This is a genomic window from bacterium (genome assembly GCA_035419245.1).
Lineage (GTDB): Bacteria > Zhuqueibacterota > Zhuqueibacteria > Residuimicrobiales > Residuimicrobiaceae > JAKPUX01.
On sequence record DAOLSP010000001.1, the window covers coordinates 554,116 to 572,844 of the forward strand.

The window sequence follows — 18,729 nt, forward strand, 5'->3', positions numbered from 1 at the left end:
GCCGATTCCGGAATCCGGGGGTCGGAGCAAAGCAAGACAAGGAACCGGTTCATTTTATGACTTCACAGCAAATACGGCAAAGCTTTCTCGATTTTTTCAAGAACAAGAATCATCACATTGTTAACAGCGCTCCCGTGGTGCCTCAGGATGATCCCACCCTGCTCTTTACCAATGCGGGTATGAATCAGTTCAAGGATATTTTCCTGGGCTTGCGGCCGCGGCAGTGGCCCCGCGTTGCCGATTCTCAAAAATGTATCCGGGTCTCGGGCAAGCACAACGATCTGGAAGAGGTTGGCCGCGACACCTATCATCACACCTTTTTCGAAATGCTCGGAAACTGGTCCTTCGGCGACTATTTCAAGGCCGAGGCGATCGAATGGGCTTGGGAATTGCTGACCGATGTCTGGCACCTACCTGCCGACCGGCTCTATGCCACCATATTCGCCGGCGATGAGATGGACCAAGTGCCGGGCGATGAGGAGGCAGCGGAATTCTGGGCCAGCCGCACCAGCATCGATCCTTCCCATATTTTACGCTTCAGCAAGAAGGATAATTTCTGGGAGATGGGCGACGCCGGCCCCTGCGGTCCCTGCTCGGAGATCCATATCGATCGCGGCGAGGGATTCTGCGATTCCATCGACCCCAACCATGTTTGTGGGGTCAACAGCGGTTGTGCGCGTTTCATCGAACTCTGGAATCTGGTCTTCATTCAATACAATCGTGATGATCAGGGTGCCCTGCACCCGCTGCCGGCAAAGCATGTCGACACCGGCGCCGGATTTGAGCGTGTTGTCTCGGTGCTGCAAAACGTCCGATCCAACTACGATACCGACCTCTTCGCGCCGATCATCGCGTCGATCTCCCGCATCACCGGCAAGTCCTACTCTGATGGGGAGGAGGGCGTGGCCTTCCGGGTTCTTAGCGACCACGTCCGCGCCCTCTCTTTCGCCATTGCCGATGGCGCGATCCCAGGTAACGAGGGACGGGGCTATGTCCTGCGTCGTATCCTGCGCCGTGCCGCGCGGTTCGGCCGCACCCTCGGCATGCATGAACCCTTTATCCACAAGCTGGTGCAGCCGCTCGTCACCTCGATGGGCGATGCCTATCCGGAACTGCGTGAACGCCAGCCGCACATCGAGCGCGTCATCCGCGCCGAGGAGGAGAGCTTCGGGCGGAACCTCGACCGGGGCATCGAGATCTTTGAGGAAAAGGTGGCAACGAGCCGGAACGGGATGCTCTCCGGGAGCGACGCCTTTTTGCTGCACGATACCTATGGCTTTCCCCTCGACCTCACTCAGCTGATGGCCGAGGAGAGAGGCCTGACCGTCGATATCCAGGGCTTTGACCAGGAGATGGAAAAACAGCGCCAGCGTTCGACTCGCAGCCGCGACGGCAGTTATGCGACCATCGAGGTCGATAGCGGCATGGGCGAAGACTCCCGATTCATGGGCTACACCCATGATCAACTCGAGACTGAACTGGTCCATTACGAACCGGGGCGCATTGTCTTGAAGGAGAGCCCGTTTTATGCCGAATCGGGCGGACAGGTCGGCGACTCGGGCGAGATCCGCAATGCCCATTTTCATTTTGCCGTTGAAACCACCAAGAGCGTCGGCGCACATATTGTTCACTTCGGTCAGTTGACCGCGGGAACTGCTCCGGTGCCCGGCGACCGGGTCGAGGCGAAGATCAACGTCGAGAAACGGCGGGCGACCGAGCGTAATCATACCGTCACCCATTTGCTCCACCACGCCTTGCGAACCGTCCTGGGTGAGCACGTCCACCAGGCTGGATCCCTGGTGGCCCCGGATTATGTGCGCTTCGATTTCACCCATTTTGAAAAGGTCGGCGAAGAGCAGCTTCGGACTATTGAGACGATCGTCAATCAGGAGATTCTCAGAAACCGCCCGGTCCACTGGCAGGTGATGCCGATCGAGCAAGCCAAAGCGCTCGGTGCTATGGCCCTTTTCGGGGAGAAATATAGCGACCAGGTTCGTATGGTCGAGGTGCAGGATTTTTCGCGCGAATTATGCGGTGGCACGCATGTGCGCGCCACCGGTGAGATTGGACTCTTTATCCTGCGCGCCGAGTCGGCGATTGCGGCCGGCGTGAGGCGGCTGGAGGGTCTCACCGGCCAGAGCGCCCGGGACTATCTCCTGGTGCGCGCGGCCGTCGTCGCCCGCAGTAGCGCCTTGCTGGGTTGCCGCGAGGAAGAGGTGGCGGATCGCCTCGAGCGGCTGCTACAAGAACGCAAGAACCTTGAAGGCGAGCTGCGTAAGTTGCGCCAATCCTCCTCCAGGGATCTCATCGGTGAGCTGGTACAGGGTGCTAAAGAGGTTGCCGGCATCCGGATGGTGGCCGCGCAAATTGAAGCGGCCAATGTTGACGAACTGAAAGAGGCGGCCGATCTGCTGCGGGAAGGACTGCAGAGCGGCGTGGGTATACTGGCGACGGCCATGGGCGACAAGGTACAGTTTATCTGCGTTGTCACCCGGGATCTGGTCGAAACGCGCAAGCTCAAGGCCGGAGATCTCGTCCGCGAAGTCGCCGCTGTAGCAGGCGGCAGTGGCGGCGGCAGTCCTCATATGGCCCTGGCGGGCGCCCGGGATCCCGGGCGAATCGCCGATGCCTTGAACCAGGCGGAGAGGATTCTGGCTGGGATCATCGACCGGCTGGAATCCGGAAAAAACCAGGATGATCGATTGTGACCAACGAAGATGAGGTAGTCCGTGAAGGTTTATGAGCGGCTTCTGCAGATCAAGGAAAGGCGGGGCGCAGGATATCTGGTATTGATCGATCCAGACAAGCAGAGCATGCAGGAGGCGATCGATTTGGCCAGAATCTGCGAAGCAACCGGGGTGGATGCGCTACTCCTGGGTGGGAGCCTGATGTTTACGCATCTATTTGACGATTTGATCAAGGGCATCAAGGCGACCTGTTCCCTGCCGTTGATCATCTTTCCCGGGAGCACCCGGCAGCTTTCCCCTTACGCAGATGCCATTCTCTATCTTTCACTGGTCAGCGGGCGCAATGCCTACTATATCATCGGCGATCAGGTCCTGGCCGCGCCGATCATCCGCTCCATGCAGCTGGAGGCGGTCTCGACCGCCTATATGCTGATTGAATCGGGGAATATCACCTCCGCGCAATTTCTGAGTGATACCCGTCCGATTCCGCGCGAGAAGCCGGATATCACCGTCGCGCACGGTATGGCGGCGGAGCTTCTGGGGATGCGCATGATCTATCTGGAGGCGGGCAGCGGCGCACGACTTTCGGTGCCGGAGGAACACATCGGCGCGCTCGCCCGACATGTAGCGTTGCCGATCATTGTCGGCGGCGGCATCCGCACTCCTGAAGATGCGGCGCGCAAAGTAGCGGCAGGCGCCAGCTTTATTGTGACCGGAAATATCATTGAAAAGAACCGCGACCAGGCCTTGATTCAGACCTTCGCTGAGGCCATACATGTCAAGTGATCCTGAGGGTGGCTGGGAGGATTATGGGATTGGTGGACACACACGCCCACTTGTTGCCGTTTTGGGATGACGGCGCCGATTCATGGGAGACGGCGCTGGGGATGCTGCGCATGGCGGCGGAGGACGGTATCGAGGCCGTCGTCTGCACGCCCCATATTCTCTCGCCGAAGGATCTCGACCACGAGGAAGCGCTTTGGACGCGCTATAGCGAGCTGATCGCGCGCGCAGCAGACGCCGGCTTGAACATCAAGATTCATATGGGCTGTGAACTGTTCGCCCATCCCGGACTCGATTTGACGCGCAGAATCGCCACAGCCGCCCAAAATGGCCGCTATTTTTTGGTCGAATTTCCGATGGGCTCGATGCCCGACTTCGTCATGAAAGGCTTTTTCGCCCAGATCAACGAGGCCTATACACCGGTCATCGCTCACCCGGAACGTTATGCGCGTATTCTGCAGAACCCTCAGGAAGCCTTTACCCTGGTGGAGAAGGGCGCTTTGCTGCAGCTCAACGCCGGAAGCCTTTTGGGCGTCTTCGGCGGCGCCGTGAAGGAGGTGGCGCTGCAGCTGCTGGATGCCAATTTAGTCCACCTGATCGCCTCGGATGCTCATGATCTGAAGATGCGGCCCCTGCGCCTGGGACCGGCTTATAAAGCCATCGCCGAGCGCAACGGGGAAAAACTCGCCCTGCGTCTTTGTGCGGAAAATCCCGCCCGCTTGCTCCGTGGCGAGGCGGTTTTAACCGATCCGCCGCAGCCAGTGGCTGGCCCTGCAAAACACAGTCTCTGGCAGCGTCTGATGCCCAACAAAAGCAAGTGAATGTCATGAACGAACTAGACTTTATCGAAAAGCAGCTCCAGGAGAGTGAGGCCCTCTTTGCCACCCTGCGTAATGAGCTGGGCGCCGCCATTCAGCAGGGCGCCGGGATGATAATTGACGCTCTGCGACGCGGTAAAAAAATCTTGATCTGTGGCAACGGCGGCAGCGCTGCCGATGCCCAGCACTTCGCCGCTGAACTGGTGGGACGGCTGCAGCGGGATCGCACGCCGCTGCCGGCGATCGCCCTGACGACCGACACCTCCATTCTCACCGCAGTGGGAAATGACTACGGGTTTGATAAAATATTCCGCCGCCAGGTCGAGGCTTGGGGCGAGGCAGGCGACCTGCTGCTGGCTATCAGCACCAGCGGCAACTCGCCGAATATCCTCGAGGCAATCGCGGCCGCACGGCAGCTCGGACTCCAGGTGCTCACCCTCGCAGGCCGGGATGGCGGCGCTATGTCCGCCTGTGCAGACCTCGCCCTGGTCGTGCCGGCCCGCACCTCCCAGCATATCCAGGAGGGGCATATTGGCATCATCCACATCTGGTGCGCGCTCGTCGAAGATACCCTGTTTCCACCCGCGTCCTAATCGTGAGTCGTATAGCGATTGAATTTCCTTAATTCCGCCATATTGATGGGGCTTGGCGCCGTCGCCCTGCCTATCCTTATCCATCTCTTCACCCGGGCCCGAGCAAAACCCGTCCGCTTCAGCTCCCTGCGATTTCTCAAACAACTGCAGAACCAGCAAATCCGGCGGGTCAGGATCCGCCAGATCCTGCTGCTGCTCCTGCGCACGTTGGCGGTGCTCTTGCTGGTGCTCGCCTTCGCCCGCCCGACCTGCCGGAGCCGCACCGGCGCCAATGCCCGGGCTCGGACCAGCGCTATAATCCTTCTGGACAATTCGGTGAGTATGGCGGTCGAAGATAAGGGCCGGACGCTGTTCGATGCGGCGAAAAAAGCCGCCGGGAGCATTCTCGACCAGATGCAGCCAGGGGATGAGCTCTATCTCTGCCCGGTCACCGACACCACCCGGCAGGAATACCGGCGTGCCTTTCACGACCCAGCGGCCCTAAGGCACGAGCTGGAGACCATGGGGCTTGATTATTCTGAAACTCGAATTTCGGCGGGACTGCGTTTTGCCCAGAATCTGCTCCAGCGCTCGAACAACGCCAATCGCGAGATCTATCTGGTCTCCGACATGCAAGCCCATGGGTTTACGGCGGATTCGCTGCCGCTTCCCCCCTTCACGATGCACCGGTTTGCCATTCCCATTCAGGCCGATCATCCCAATAACCTGGCGATAACCGGTGTCAAGCTGCGCTCCACCATCCTCGAGATCGGCAAGAGCGTCGAGATCGAGGTGGCGCTCGCGAATACCGGCCAGGGTCCGGGCCGGAACAAGCTGGCGCAACTCTTTCTGAATGGCCGGCGGGTCGCACAGCGGAGCGTATCGCTCGAACCAGGCACTAAGGCTCTGGAGACCTTCCATTTCATCCTCGATCGCAGCGGCTGGCTCGACGGCCGTGTCCTGCTTGAAGATGATGCGCTACTGCAAGACAATCAGCGCTATTTCGCATTTTATGTGCCGGAGCGTCTCACGGTCGGCGTCTTGGCGCAGCCATCCCGGGGCGGGGATCTGTTGCAGCTGGCGCTCCGTTCTTCCGCCGACTCTTCGGGGCTGATCCAGGTGGTCCCAGTCGTCCCTGAACGCGCGAGCGCCCTGGCACTGGACTCGCTGCAGCTCGCCGTGCTCTACAATCTGAACACGTTGCCCGAGCCAGCCATTGATCATCTGGCGGCATGGCACAGCGAGGGTGGCGGCCTGCTGGTCGTTTTGGGACGGCGGACGGATGTCACCTGGTACAATCAGCGGCTTGCGCCGGTGCTTCATCTGGCGCCAGTACTTGGGGAGTTGGGGCGAGGCGGCAGTTTCTCGCTCGGCCGTATCGATGCCAGCCATCCTTTGTTTACGGGTATCTTTGAAGGGGAAGCCCGTCATTTTACCCGGCCGCAATTCACCTATGCGCTGCGCCTGGCTCCACCCGCCGAGCAAAATGTTTTAATGGCCTATAGCAGCGGCGATCCCTATCTGCTTGAGGCGCGCGGCGATCACGGCACGGTGCTGCTTTTTACGGCCAGTTTCGAGCCGGAGGAGAGCGATATGGCCTACCGGACCCTTTTTGCGCCCTTGTTGCACCGCAGCATGAGTTATCTCGCATCGGGTGCTCTGAACCAGGGCGGTGAGAGCGCGGTAGGCGATCTTTTACGCTGGAGGGTGCCGGCTTCCCTGCTGCAGAGCCGGCTTGAGATCGCGGGGCCCGAGGAACGCCTGGATAATGTTCGCCCGCTGGTCACGGCTTCGGGTCCCTGGATCGTGTACGCCGAGACGCGGCAGCCCGGCATCTATCGTCTGCAAGCCGAAGGTAAAACCCGGATGATCTGGGCGGTCAATACTCCCGACGCGGAATTGGATCTCACAGCGGCGCAGCGATCGCAGGTCGCCGCATCGCATCACCTGGTCTGGATCGATGATCCGGCCGCAATCGCCCGTACCATCCGCGAAGAGCGGGTCGGCCGGGAATACTGGCGTGAATTTATGATCGCCGCCCTGATTTTACTGCTGGTTGAGATGGCCCTTTACCGCGAAAAAACCGGGAAAACGCCGGAGGCATAGGTGGAAAACTATTCGAATAGCCTTTCATCGGCAGCGGCGCCGCGGGAACGCGCCGTCCTGGTGGGCCTGATCACACGGGAAACTCCTTCCTGGCGGGTTGAGGATTATCTCGATGAGTTGGAGCTGCTTGCCGATACCGCCGGGGCCGATGTGATCGAAAGGGTGGTGCAGGAGCGCGATCGCCGCGATCCGGCTTTCATGATCGGGCGGGGCAAGGTGGAGGAACTGGCGCAGCTGGCGCGCTACCAGGATGCCGACCTGGTCATTTTTGATGATGACCTCACTCCAACCCAGACCAAGAATATAGAAAAGCTCTGCGGTGTCAAGATCCTCGACCGCAGCGGCCTGATCCTGGATATCTTCGCCAAGCACGCCCGCACCCGTGAAGCGCGTACTCAGGTGGAGCTGGCACAGCTCAAGTATCTCGCGCCGCGCCTGGCCGGTCAGTGGCGCCACCTCGAGCGCCAGGTCGGCGGCATCGGCGTGCGCGGCCCCGGCGAGACCCAGCTTGAGGTCGACCGGCGCCTGATCCGTAAACGCGTCGGACTGCTCGAAAAGGAGCTTGAGCGCATTGCGGGACAACGAGAGATTCGACGCAAAAACCGCCACGACTTTTTCAAGGCCGCACTGGTCGGCTATACCAACGCCGGGAAATCCACCCTGCTCAACGCCCTGACCAACGCCGGCGTTCTGGTCGAGGACCGCCTTTTCGCCACGCTCGATGCCACCGTGCGCAGCCTGCAGCTCGAGGCTCGCCGCCAGATTCTCCTGATCGATACAGTCGGATTCATCCGCAAACTGCCGCATCACCTCATCGCTTCTTTTAAAAGCACGCTGGAAGAGTCCGCCGACGCCGATCTGCTCCTCCATGTCATTGATATTACCCATCCCGGATATGCCGAGCAGATGATCGCCGTGGAGAAGGTGCTCCAAGAGCTTCATCTGACGGGCAAGCCGGTTCTCAAGGTCTTCAACAAGATCGATCGCTTTGATCAGCCGGGTGTGATCGCCCGGCTGCGCGAGTCGGAGCAGCCCTGTGTCTTTATTTCTGCGCAACGGGGGATCGGTCTGACACAGCTGGTTGCCCGGCTCAGCGAGTTCGCAGAAGCCGCCTTTATCAGCGAAACCCTGGAACTGCCGCTTCGACAAGCGGGGTGTATCGCCCGGCTGTATGAGGTGGCGGAGGTGCTTGATACTCTTTACGACGAAAAGGGGGTTTCGGTGCAAATCCGCTTTCCCCGTAACCAGGCGCAACGTGTACGCGGCCAAATCAGCAGAATACTTGCCGGGGAGGGCGAAGATGTCCGGAAAGACTAAAGCATCGGCAGCCCTCCTTGCTGCTATTTGGATCCTCACAGCGGCGCTGGCTTCCGGGGACCCGGGTGAACGCATCCGCGGCACCAACCGTCATTACCGCGAGGGTGACTGGACGACCTGGTCCTCCCTGCGGCACATCCGCAATCTCTGCGTCGCTCCGGACCGCGTCTACTTCGCCACCACCGGCGGAATCGGCTGCTACAATCCGCTCAGCCAAAGTTGGGAAAGACCACAGACAGTCAGCAACGGCCTGGCCAGCGCTGATATCGATCTGGTGGCTTTCGACGAGAACAGCGGCTCCCTCTGGTGCGCGCAGCGCGAAGGCCTCAGCTGTCTCGGGCCGGCCAGCCATGTCTGGACCAACCTGTTTTACGATGAGACTGGATTCCGCCCGGGGGAGCGTGCCGTCTCCCTCGGATTCGGCAGCGATCATTTTCTATACGGGATGACCAGCTCCGGCCGCACCTTTGCCTTGTGGGCCAATAGCGGCGTGGTGGAATGGGACAAAAGTCCGGCCGCCGAAATTCAGATCGTCTGGTTCGGCCAGGCCGCTCCGGCGGAACCGCCGCCCCCGCATCTCTTCCTGCCTCCAGGCTATTTTTACGAGGATCAAACGCGCCGGATCACCGATCTTCACAACCGCTCCTTCCCGCTCACCTGCTGGAAACGTGATTCCTGGAATTCCCTGTGGCTGGGCAGCTGGGGATTGGGGGCCGCGCGTGTCGACCTGCTCACCGGGCGCTACCAGCCGCTCCCTTACGGCCTGTGGGACGATGCCGTGGCGGCCATGGCCTACGACCAGGAGGCCCTCTGGCTGGGCGGCGACCAAGCCCTGCAGGGTTATGGCGGCATGACCCGCTGGGAAGTGGATCGGCGTGATCCCGATTTTATCGAACCGCGTTTTCTGACCGGTTTCAGTGATGACCGCATCACAGCGATGGCCTTCGATGATGCGTTTCTCTGGTTCGGAACCCGCAACGGGCTTACCCGGTATGACGTCAAGCGGGCAAACTGGCGTACCCTGAGCCAGGCCGAGCATCTCCCGGACCCGCGTATCACCCATCTGTACATGGACCGCAACTATCTTTGGGTGGCGACGGAATCCGGGCTGGCACGCTTGCTCAAATCCTCGTTCGGCAAGACGGATTCGCTGGTCATTAATTCTGTTGATCTCCGCCATCTGGGCACGCTGCGCATCTCCTTTCTTGCACCTCAGGGCGACACCCTTTGGGTCGCGACGGAGCTCGGCCTCTATCTCTTCAATACTCGCACCGACAGTGGCTTTTTCTATAACGAGGGTTTTTACCCGGTCCAGGAGGAGATCGAGGCGGTGGCCTGCTGGAATGATGAGGTCTGGTTCGGCACGGCGGCGGGCATTGGCGGCTTCAATGCCCGGACGAAGGAATGGTTTGCACCCCCGGAGCAACGCCTCGAATCCGTTGGCAAAATCCACTGGATGGCGGCTGATGCGGCTTCGGTTTGGGTCGCCAGCGACCAAGGCGTTCGGCGCTATGAACGCAGGGGCCGGCGATGGATCCGCTATGCTATGACCGACGGGCTGCCGACGCTGGAGGTCCTGACCCTGATGCTCAATGGGGATTATATCTGGTTTGGCACCCCCCGCGGCTTGACCCTGTTTTACTGGAACGCGCCCTATCGGATCGACTGATCATGAACTATCACGAAGCGGAATCCTTTCTTCTGCAGCGGGAGCTTTTCGGCTGGAAGCTGGGACTGGAACGGATGAACACCTTTCTTGCCGAGCTGGGACAGCCGCACGAACAATTTGCCGCTGTACACGTCGCCGGGACCAACGGTAAAGGATCGGTCACGGCGATGTTGGCGAGCATCCTGCGCGAGAGCGGGTTGGTCTGCGGCATGTACACCTCGCCGCATCTGCAAACCCTGAGAGAGAGAATCCGCGTCGAGGGGAGTTGGATCGGCGAGGCCGAGATCGTCCGGCTGGTGGAGCGCTGGCGCCCTTTGATCGAGTCGCTGCAATGCACCTTTTTCGAGACCATGACCGGTCTGGCCTTCCGCCACTTCGCGGATGCCGGGGTTGAGGCAGCGGTCATCGAGGTGGGGCTGGGGGGCCGTCTCGATGCGACCAACGTCATCACCCCCTTTCTCTCGATCATCACGAATATCAGTTTTGATCATATGGAGCATCTGGGTGACAGCCTTGCCGCCATTGCTGCAGAGAAGGCGGGGATCATCAAGCCTGGTGTCCCTTGCGTGACCGGAGTGCTGCCGCCGGAGGCGGAGCGGGTCATTCTCAGCCGCGCGGTGGAGCTCGGCTGCCCGATTTTCAAGGCTTCGCAGGAGGTGAAGGTGCAGGATCTGCGACTTTTAGCGGAGGGTTCTAGATTCACAGCCGCGACGGCCGGTGCCACCTATGAGGAGCTCTTCATACCCCTGCCCGGGCCGCATCAGGTGGGCAATGCCGAGATAGCCGTCTGCGCGGCGGAGCATCTCGTCCATCAGGGCATGATACCCGCGCCGCCGCCCCTGCAGCGGGGCCTCGCAAAGACGCATTGGCCTGGGCGCTTCGAGCCCCTCTGCCCCTCCCCGCTGGTGCTGATCGATGTTGCGCATAATCCAGGCGGCTTTGCCCGGCAAAAGTGGATGTGGCACCATTTTTATCCCGGGAGGCCCAAAGCCCTGGTGCTCGGTTTGGTCAAGGATAAAGACCTGGACGGGGTGATCCGCGAGCTGCCTGCGGATGCGGCCATGATTTTTGCCGTGCCGGCCCCGACCCAGCGCGGCCTGCCCGTCGAGGCGCTGATCCAGACGCTTCGGCTGGCGCAGCGGCCAGCCACGCCCTGCCCCTCGGTGCGTGCCGGGGTCGAAGCGGCTCTGGCTTGGGCGGCGGAGGACTCTCAGCGGGTGGTATGCATCACCGGCTCCCATTATGTGGTCGGCGCCGCCCTCGACGGAATAAAGGGCTTGACAAAATGGTGAAATTTTAATAAATTAATAAGGATTCAATCCTGCTTTGCCCCATAATAACACACCCTGATCTTCAAATTGCCTCATACATAGAGCACATCCGTATCTCTTAAAGCGAGAATTACCCACAAGCGAATACACAACTCCGGGAGCACAGTCTTGGCGAAGGTCCAGCTGGACAAAGTGAGCAAGATCTTTGAGCATCAAGTCAAAGCGGTTGATGCGGTCGATATCGACATCAAGGATAAAGAGTTTATCGTTCTGGTTGGACCTTCAGGGTGTGGCAAATCAACCACCCTGCGTATGATTGCCGGGCTGGAGGAGATCAGCTCGGGCGAAATCCGCATTGGAGACCGCGTAGTGAATGAGGTGCCACCCAAAGACCGCGACATCGCCATGGTCTTTCAGAACTACGCGCTCTACCCGCACATGACAGTTTTTGAAAACATGGCCTTCGGGTTGAAGCTGCGGAAATATCCGAAGGAGGAGATCACCCGGCGCGTTAAGGAAGCTGCGGATATTCTGAGCATTGAGGATCTCCTCGAGCGCAAACCCAAGCAGCTCTCTGGCGGGCAGCGGCAGCGGGTTGCCGTCGGCCGTGCGATCGTGCGCAAACCCCAGGTCTTTCTCTTTGATGAACCCCTCTCGAATCTCGACGCCAAACTGCGGGTGCAGATGCGCACCGAGATTTCCAAGCTGCATACCCGGCTCGAAACCACCATGATCTATGTCACCCATGACCAAGTCGAGGCGATGACCATGGGCGACCGTATCGTCGTGATGAAAGATGGCCGGGTACAGCAAATCGATACCCCGATGAATCTGTACGATGCGCCGGTGAACAAATTCGTCGCCGGTTTCATCGGCAGCCCAGCGATGAATTTTATCCCGGGTGAGATCATTCGTGAAGAGGGGCTCTGGTTCAAGGCGGACGGGATGCAGCTGCGCATTCCCGATGCCCGGAGCGAGCGCCTGACCCCGCATATCAGGGAGAAACTAATCCTGGGCATCCGGCCTGAGGACCTGAGCGAGTATGACTCAGCGGCCAAGGCCCTCCCGGAATGGCATGCCGCTTGCCGGGTGGAAGTGGTCGAGCCCATGGGCAACGAGATTTTCGTCTATCTGGCCAACGGTGCCAATACCCTGGTGGCGCGGATGAATGTGCAATCGCGTCCGAGTGTCAACGCAGAATACCGAGTTCTGTTTGATATGGACAAAGCGCATTTTTTTCTGGCGGAGAGTGAAGCGGCCATCCTCTGATCCTTCCCTGAACCGTTCATCCTCACCGCAATCTTCATGTCCGGTTCTATCTTCTGACGTTATGCTGTTTATCTGGTGGTGGGGTGGTGATTCCCCGGGGTTGCCAAATTCCAAGGCTTCACTTCATGATTTGCTACCCTTGCACGCTGTGTACCGCTGAATTCCCTGTTATGAACATCGCAAGCAAAGACCCAACGTACTACTATTTAATATGAGGTTTCAATGGATATTGCTGAACTCAAGGCGCGGAAAATCGCCGAGCTGAACAAGCTGGCCCAGGACATGGGCGTCACCGGCTGCACCGGCCTGCGCAAATCGGAACTGATCTTCAAAATCCTGGAAGAACAGACCAAGAAAGAGGGACTCATCTTCGCTGAAGGGGTCCTCGAGGTGCTGCCCGACGGCTATGGCTTTCTGCGCTCCCCCGATTTCAATTATCTGCCCGGACCGGACGACATCTATGTCTCCCCCTCGCAGATCAAGCGCTTCGGCCTGCGAACCGGCGACACCGTCTCCGGCCAGATCAGGCCACCCAAGGAAAATGAGCGCTTTTTCGCCCTGCTCAAGGTCGAGGCGGTCAACTTTGAGAATCCGGAAGAGGCCAAGAACATCATCCTCTTCGACAACCTGACGCCGCTCTATCCACACAGCCGCATAGAGCTGGAGACCACTGCGGGTGAGATGTCAATGCGCATCATGAATATGCTCACCCCCATCGGCAAGGGTCAGCGCGGTCTGATCGTCGCCCAGCCCAAAACTGGAAAAACCACCCTGCTGCAAAAGATCGCCAATGCCATCACCACCAATCATCCTGAAATGAAGCTCATTGTACTTCTCATCGACGAGCGTCCCGAAGAAGTGACCGATATGGAACGGTCAGTCAAGGCGGAGGTGATCAGTTCGACCTTCGATGAGCCGGCCGAGCGCCACGTTCAGGTCTCCGATATGGTCCTGGAGAAGGCCAAACGTCTGGTCGAGTACGGCCAGGATGTCTGCATCCTCCTCGACAGCATCACCCGTCTCGCCCGCGCTCACAACGCCGTGGTGCCCCACAGCGGCAAGATCCTCTCCGGTGGCGTCGACGCCAACGCCCTGCATCGCCCAAAACGCTTTTTTGGTGCTGCCCGCAATATCGAAGAGGGGGGCAGCTTAACCATCATCGCCACCGCCCTCATCGACACCGGCAGCCGCATGGACGAGGTCATCTTTGAAGAGTTCAAGGGAACGGGCAATATGGAATTGGTGCTGGACCGCCGCATCTCCGACCGCCGTATCTTCCCCTCCATCGATGTCAACCGCTCCGGCACGCGCAAAGAAGAACTTTTGCTTGGCGACCTCGAGCTGAACCGTGTCTGGATTTTACGAAAACTGCTAGCCGAACTGGCGCCAGTGGAGGCCATGGAATTCCTGCTCTCCAAGATGCAGGGAACCAAATCCAACAAGCAGTTTTTGGATTCGATGAATATGTAAGCCGAATGTTTTTCTTGCTATTGCCGTTCTGTTTTTGTATATTTTTGTTTGCAAATTTCTTTGAATTCACGAACCGGAGGATATACATTGAAAAAGGGCATTCATCCCAAATATGAAGTGAGCACCGTCTCCTGCGCCTGTGGCCATACCTTCAAAGTGCGCACCACGGTGGGTGACCAGAAGCTAGATATCTGCTCCAATTGCCATCCTTTCTTCACGGGCAAGCAGAAACTCCTGGATACGGCGGGCCGCGTCGAGCAGTTCCGCCGGCGCTACAATCTGCCTAACAAGCAGTCCTAGCATCACGTTGAGACGACATAAAACGGAAGATATCCCGCCGCTGCGGAGGGACTTCCGTTTTTTTATTTTTTAACCCAGGCAGGAAATGCTTTTATGAATGAACCGGAGTCATTGGCTGTTGGCGGTCAGGCGATTATCGAAGGGGTGATGATGCGCGGCAATGATCGTATCGCCATGGCCGTACGTAAACCGGATGGAAATATCGCACTCAAGTGCACGCCCTTCACCTCCATCGTCAAGCGCTGCAAGGTGCTCAATCTCCCCATCTTGCGCGGTGGCATCCTTTTGATCGAATCCCTGCTGCTGGGCGTCAAAGCCCTCAATTTTTCCGGGGATATCGCCATGGCCGATGAGACGCAAGCGGATGTGCGAAAGCCGGAAAAAAGCCGGTGGAATGATCTCTGGATGGGGCTCACCCTCCTCTTTTCGCTCGCTCTGGGCATCGCCTTTTTCTTTTATTTGCCACTGATTCTCACCGATCTGCTGGGGCTGCAAAGCGGCTGGGCCTTCAATCTGGTCGATGGCGCTTTACGGCTGATCCTGTTCCTCGCCTATATTTATCTGATCTCCAAATGGAAGGAGATCCGGCGGGTCTTTGAATACCACGGCGCCGAGCACAAATCCATCTTTGCCCACGAAAACAACCAACCCTTGACGCCGGCTGGTGCCCAACCCTTCACGACCTTGCATCCACGTTGCGGAACGAGCTTTCTCCTCATCGTCATGGTCGTCAGTATACTGGTCTTCATGTTTCTTGGCAAACCGGAGTCACTGGCCGACCGCCTTGCTCGCCTCGCCTTCGTGCCGGTGATCGGCGGGATCAGTTACGAATTGATCAAGCTTTCGGCTAAGGCCGCACGCAATCCCTTTTTTCGCATCTTCATCCTGCCCGGCCTCTGGCTGCAAAAGATCACCACCAACGAGCCGGATGAAAAGCAGCTCGAGGTGGCCATGGTCGCCCTGCGCTGTGCCATCGGCAAAGAGCTTCAGGCAGGGTCCTCGGCCATCGAGTTGGTTTGATAAAGGATCAGACTGTGAAAGAAAAGCTGGAGGCGATGGTCGCCCGACATGAGCAGGTGCAGAGGCAGCTCAGTGATCCGGAAGTGCTCGCCAAGCCCCAATTGCTGCGCGATCTAGCCAAGGAGGAAGCGGAACTCTCGGAAATCGTCATGACCTATCAACGCTATCTCAAGGTCGAAAAGGATATGGCGGGCGATGAAAAGGTCATCCATGAGAACGAAGAAGCCGAGCTGGTCGAGATGGCCCGCGCCGAGTTGGATGAGCTGCGCAGCGAACTCGCCACCCTCGAGGAAAAACTTAAATGGCTGCTGATCCCCAAGGATCCCCAGGATGCGCGCAATGCGATCATCGAGATCCGCGCCGGCACCGGCGGGGACGAGGCGGGCCTTTTCGCTGGCGATTTGTTCCGCATGTACCAGTATTATGCCGAACGCCAGGGTTGGAAATTGGAGATCATGAGTGCCAACCCCCAGGGCATCGGCGGCTTCCGCGAGGTGATCTTTTCGCTCACCGGCAAGGATGTCTACGGCAAAATGAAATACGAAGGCGGCGTACACCGGGTGCAGCGGGTACCCCAAACGGAGGCGAGCGGCCGCATTCATACCTCGGCCGCTTCGGTCGCAGTCCTTCCCGAAGCCGAGGAGATCGATGTGGAGATCAACCCCAATGACCTGCGCATCGATGTCTTCCGCTCCTCCGGCCCCGGCGGCCAGAGCGTCAACACGACCGATTCGGCGGTGCGTGTGACCCATCTCCCGACCGGACTGGTGGTGAGTTGCCAGGATGAAAAATCACAGCATAAAAACAAGGCCAAAGCTCTCAAGGTGCTCCGGGCGCGCCTTTATGATCTGGCCCTCGAAGAGGAGCAGGCCAAACTGACTGCGACACGGCGGTCGATGGTCAGCACCGGCGACCGCAGCGCCAAGATCCGCACCTACAATTTTCCGCAGAACCGGGTGACGGACCACCGCATCGGACTGACGCTCTACCAGCTGGAATCGGTCCTCGCCGGCCATATCGATGAGTTCATCGAGCAGTTGCAGATCGCCGATCGCAGCGAGATGCTCAAGGTCATGAATTAAGGCCGGCGATGGCGGAGAATGCGAGCGCAAGAGTCTGGACCGTGCTCCAGCTGATCCAGTGGAGCAGCGAGTATCTGACCGGGAAGGGGTTCACCAACGGCCGGCTGCTCTCGGAGCGGCTTCTGGCCCATCTCCTGCAGCTGCGCCGGGTGGATCTCTATGTACAATTCGACCGGCCCCTCGAGGCGGGCGAATTGGCGCGGTACAAAGCGCTATTTTTACGGCTGGTTGCGCATGAGCCGTTGCAGTACCTCCTCGGAGAAACCGAGTTCATGTCGCTGCGTTTCCTGGTGGGACCGGGCGCCCTCATTCCCCGTCCGGAGACCGAACTTCTGGTCGAGAAAGCCCTGGCGCGGGCCAGGGTGATGCTCCAGGAACAGGATGCCCTGCGGATCATCGATCTGGGCACCGGCACGGGTTGCATCGCCATCGCCCTGGCCGAAGCGCTGCCACAAGCCGCCGTAACCGCCTTGGACAGCTCAACGGCGGCGCTGAAATGGGCTCGGAAGAACTGTGAATTGCATGGCCTTGCCGGCCGCGTCACGCTGTTACAGCAGGACCTAAAGGCGCCCCTGCCACCGGAATGGCGGGGTTCTTTCGATCTGGCTGTCGCCAATCCGCCCTATATCCGTAGTGCCGATTGGCAGGGGCTGGATCCCGAGATCCGCGATCATGAGCCGCACGAAGCCCTCTTCGGCGGCGAGGATGGCCTGGACGCATATCGCAGCCTAGCGCAGCAACTGCCCCCCCTGCTGCGCAACGGCGGTGAGGCCTTTGTTGAGATCGGCGATGGCATGGCCGCAGTGGTTGGGGAACTCTTCAAGCCAGGTTTTCAGAACGTGGAATTGTTTCATGATCTGGCCGGAAAGGAACGACTCGTGCACCTCTTCTCTCCAGGAGGAAACCATGAATGAAGGTATTTTCCGCGAATACGATATTCGCGGCGTCGTCAGAACGGACCTGACCAATGATGTGGCCTACAACATCGGACGGGCCTACGGCACCTGGATGAGCAAACGGGGGCATAAACGGATCGCCGTCGGACACGATGTGCGGCTCACCTCACCGCATCTTGCCAAGCTCTTCATCGACGGGGTTTTAACCACCGGGCTGGATGTCTCGATGGTCGGCGAGGTGATGACGCCGGTCCTTTATTTTGCGATTCTCCATCTCAAGGCCGATGGCGGCGTAATGATCACCGGCAGCCACAATCCCATCGAGTATAACGGCTTCAAGATGTGCGAAGGCCTCGCCCCCATCTATGGCCTGCAGATCCAGGAACTGAGACAGATTATCCGCAAGAATGCTTTTATCCGCACCAGCAGCGGCCATGTCGCTAACCATGAGATTTACCCCGCCTACCGGGAAATGATGCGCAGCAAACTCCATTTCGCGCGCAAGCTCAAGGTCGTCATCGATGCGGGCAATGGCGCGGCCGGACCTATCGCTCCGGAATTATGGAGCAGTCTCGGGGTAGAGGTTATCCCCCTGTATTGCGATCCGGACGGCCACTTTCCCAACCATCTGCCCGATCCCACTGTGCCCAAGTTCATGCAGGATTTGCGCCAGCTGGTCCTCGCCGAAAAGGCGGATCTCGGGATCGGTTATGACGGCGATGCCGACCGGGTGGGGATTGTCGATGACCGCGGTCGGCTAATCTACGCGGATGCCCTCATGGCTCTGCTCAGCCGCGAAGTGCTGGCCAACCATCCGGACAGTACGATCCTTTTCGACGTCAAATGTTCGCAAATGCTTCCCGAAGAGATCACCCGTCTCGGAGGTTTGCCGCTGATGTACAAGACCGGACACTCCCTGCTCAAGGCCAAGATGAAAGAGCTGCACGCGCCTTTTGCCGGCGAGATGTCCGGACACCTCTTTTTTGCGGACGAGTTTTTCGGTTTCGATGACGGCCTCTATGCTTCAGGGCGGATTATGCGCCTTTTGGCTGAAAGCACGCTCCCCTTTTCGGCCCTTGCCGATCAGCTCCCGGCCTTCGTCTCCACTCCGGAAATCCGCGTCGAGTGTGCGGATAGTGAAAAATTCACCGTCATTGACGAGATGGTCAAGACATTCAGCGCGCAGCACGAAACCATCACCATCGATGGCGCCAGGGTGCTCTTCGGCGACGGTTGGGGTCTGATTCGCGCCTCCAACACCCAGCCGGTACTGGTATTGCGCTTTGAGGCCAGGACCAGGGAACGCTTGGCCGAGATCATCGCAATTTTTCGCAGGGAAATGGACAAGTTTCCTGCCATCGTTTACGATCCCGCAGAGTTGGCGGTTTGAAAGGATGCCACTCTGGAACGGCCCGAAGGAGATTCGGGCCGTCCTGTTTTGGGCCAACATCATTTGCAAGGCCGGGAAG

General features: G+C 59.0%; 15 protein-coding genes. All 15 read left to right on the forward strand.

Features of this window, described 5'->3' with window-relative positions:
* Positions 1 to 56 precede the first annotated feature (56 nt).
* The 15 genes from alaS to PLH32_02300 all read left to right on the forward strand — a co-directional run bounded on the left by alaS (position 57) and on the right by PLH32_02300 (position 18,650).
* Complete coding sequence (gene alaS, locus PLH32_02230; GenBank protein ID HQJ63401.1) at positions 57 to 2,708, forward strand: alanine--tRNA ligase; 2,652 nt, start codon at positions 57 to 59, stop codon at positions 2,706 to 2,708.
* Positions 2,709 to 2,729: 21 nt separating this feature from the next.
* Positions 2,730 to 3,473 (forward strand): geranylgeranylglyceryl/heptaprenylglyceryl phosphate synthase, encoded by a 744-nt coding sequence (locus PLH32_02235; protein ID HQJ63402.1) that lies wholly within the window; start codon positions 2,730 to 2,732, stop codon positions 3,471 to 3,473.
* Between the two features lie 23 nt (positions 3,474 to 3,496).
* Positions 3,497 to 4,291, forward strand: coding sequence for a hypothetical protein (locus PLH32_02240; GenBank protein HQJ63403.1), 795 nt, complete (start codon positions 3,497 to 3,499; stop codon positions 4,289 to 4,291).
* 5 nt (positions 4,292 to 4,296) lie between these two features.
* Complete coding sequence (gmhA, locus tag PLH32_02245) at positions 4,297 to 4,881, forward strand: D-sedoheptulose 7-phosphate isomerase (protein ID HQJ63404.1); 585 nt, start codon at positions 4,297 to 4,299, stop codon at positions 4,879 to 4,881.
* A gap of 18 nt (positions 4,882 to 4,899) precedes the next feature.
* Positions 4,900 to 6,966 carry a BatA domain-containing protein gene (locus PLH32_02250; GenBank protein ID HQJ63405.1) on the forward strand — a complete coding sequence of 689 codons (2,067 nt, stop codon included), beginning with the start codon at positions 4,900 to 4,902 and terminating at the stop codon, positions 6,964 to 6,966.
* Positions 6,967 to 8,283 carry a GTPase HflX gene (gene hflX / locus PLH32_02255; GenBank protein HQJ63406.1) on the forward strand — a complete coding sequence of 439 codons (1,317 nt, stop codon included), beginning with the start codon at positions 6,967 to 6,969 and terminating at the stop codon, positions 8,281 to 8,283.
* Positions 8,267 to 9,952, forward strand: coding sequence for a hypothetical protein (locus PLH32_02260; GenBank protein HQJ63407.1), 1,686 nt, complete (start codon positions 8,267 to 8,269; stop codon positions 9,950 to 9,952). Before hflX ends, PLH32_02260 begins: the two co-directional genes overlap by 17 nt.
* A gap of 2 nt (positions 9,953 to 9,954) precedes the next feature.
* Positions 9,955 to 11,244 (forward strand): folylpolyglutamate synthase/dihydrofolate synthase family protein, encoded by a 1,290-nt coding sequence (locus PLH32_02265; protein ID HQJ63408.1) that lies wholly within the window; start codon positions 9,955 to 9,957, stop codon positions 11,242 to 11,244.
* Between the two features lie 147 nt (positions 11,245 to 11,391).
* Positions 11,392 to 12,492 (forward strand): sn-glycerol-3-phosphate ABC transporter ATP-binding protein UgpC, encoded by a 1,101-nt coding sequence (ugpC, locus tag PLH32_02270; GenBank protein ID HQJ63409.1) that lies wholly within the window; start codon positions 11,392 to 11,394, stop codon positions 12,490 to 12,492.
* Positions 12,493 to 12,714: 222 nt separating this feature from the next.
* Entirely contained in the window at positions 12,715 to 13,962 is a 1,248-nt protein-coding gene (gene rho / locus PLH32_02275) for a transcription termination factor Rho (GenBank protein ID HQJ63410.1), read from the forward strand.
* A gap of 87 nt (positions 13,963 to 14,049) precedes the next feature.
* Complete coding sequence (rpmE, locus tag PLH32_02280) at positions 14,050 to 14,262, forward strand: 50S ribosomal protein L31 (GenBank protein ID HQJ63411.1); 213 nt, start codon at positions 14,050 to 14,052, stop codon at positions 14,260 to 14,262.
* Positions 14,263 to 14,355: 93 nt separating this feature from the next.
* Positions 14,356 to 15,282, forward strand: a complete 927-nt coding sequence (locus tag PLH32_02285) for a DUF1385 domain-containing protein (GenBank protein HQJ63412.1) — start codon at positions 14,356 to 14,358, stop codon at positions 15,280 to 15,282.
* 14 nt (positions 15,283 to 15,296) lie between these two features.
* On the forward strand, positions 15,297 to 16,364 hold the full coding sequence (prfA, locus tag PLH32_02290; GenBank protein ID HQJ63413.1) for a peptide chain release factor 1: 1,068 nt from the start codon (positions 15,297 to 15,299) through the stop codon (positions 16,362 to 16,364).
* A 41-nt stretch (positions 16,365 to 16,405) separates the two neighbouring features.
* Positions 16,406 to 17,278: a peptide chain release factor N(5)-glutamine methyltransferase gene (prmC, locus tag PLH32_02295; protein HQJ63414.1), complete on the forward strand. Its 873-nt coding sequence runs from the start codon at positions 16,406 to 16,408 to the stop codon at positions 17,276 to 17,278.
* A complete protein-coding gene (locus PLH32_02300) occupies positions 17,271 to 18,650 on the forward strand; it encodes a phosphomannomutase/phosphoglucomutase (GenBank protein HQJ63415.1) in 1,380 nt (459 codons plus the stop codon). The genes prmC and PLH32_02300 overlap by 8 nt, the downstream gene beginning before the upstream one ends.
* The last annotated feature ends 79 nt before the right edge of the window (positions 18,651 to 18,729 follow it).

What these genes read in the sequence shown, in the direction of transcription:
- alaS (HQJ63401.1), top strand. Translation starts at nt 57, where the DNA reads ATGACTTCACAGCAAATACGGCAAAGCTTTCTCGATTTTTTCAAGAAC.
- PLH32_02240 (HQJ63403.1), top strand. Translation starts at nt 3,497, where the DNA reads ATGGGATTGGTGGACACACACGCCCACTTGTTGCCGTTTTGGGATGAC.
- gmhA (HQJ63404.1), top strand. Translation starts at nt 4,297, where the DNA reads ATGAACGAACTAGACTTTATCGAAAAGCAGCTCCAGGAGAGTGAGGCC.
- PLH32_02260 (HQJ63407.1), top strand. Translation starts at nt 8,267, where the DNA reads ATGTCCGGAAAGACTAAAGCATCGGCAGCCCTCCTTGCTGCTATTTGG.
- PLH32_02265 (HQJ63408.1), top strand. Translation starts at nt 9,955, where the DNA reads ATGAACTATCACGAAGCGGAATCCTTTCTTCTGCAGCGGGAGCTTTTC.
- rho (HQJ63410.1), top strand. Translation starts at nt 12,715, where the DNA reads ATGGATATTGCTGAACTCAAGGCGCGGAAAATCGCCGAGCTGAACAAG.
- PLH32_02285 (HQJ63412.1), top strand. Translation starts at nt 14,356, where the DNA reads ATGAATGAACCGGAGTCATTGGCTGTTGGCGGTCAGGCGATTATCGAA.
- PLH32_02300 (HQJ63415.1), top strand. Translation starts at nt 17,271, where the DNA reads ATGAATGAAGGTATTTTCCGCGAATACGATATTCGCGGCGTCGTCAGA.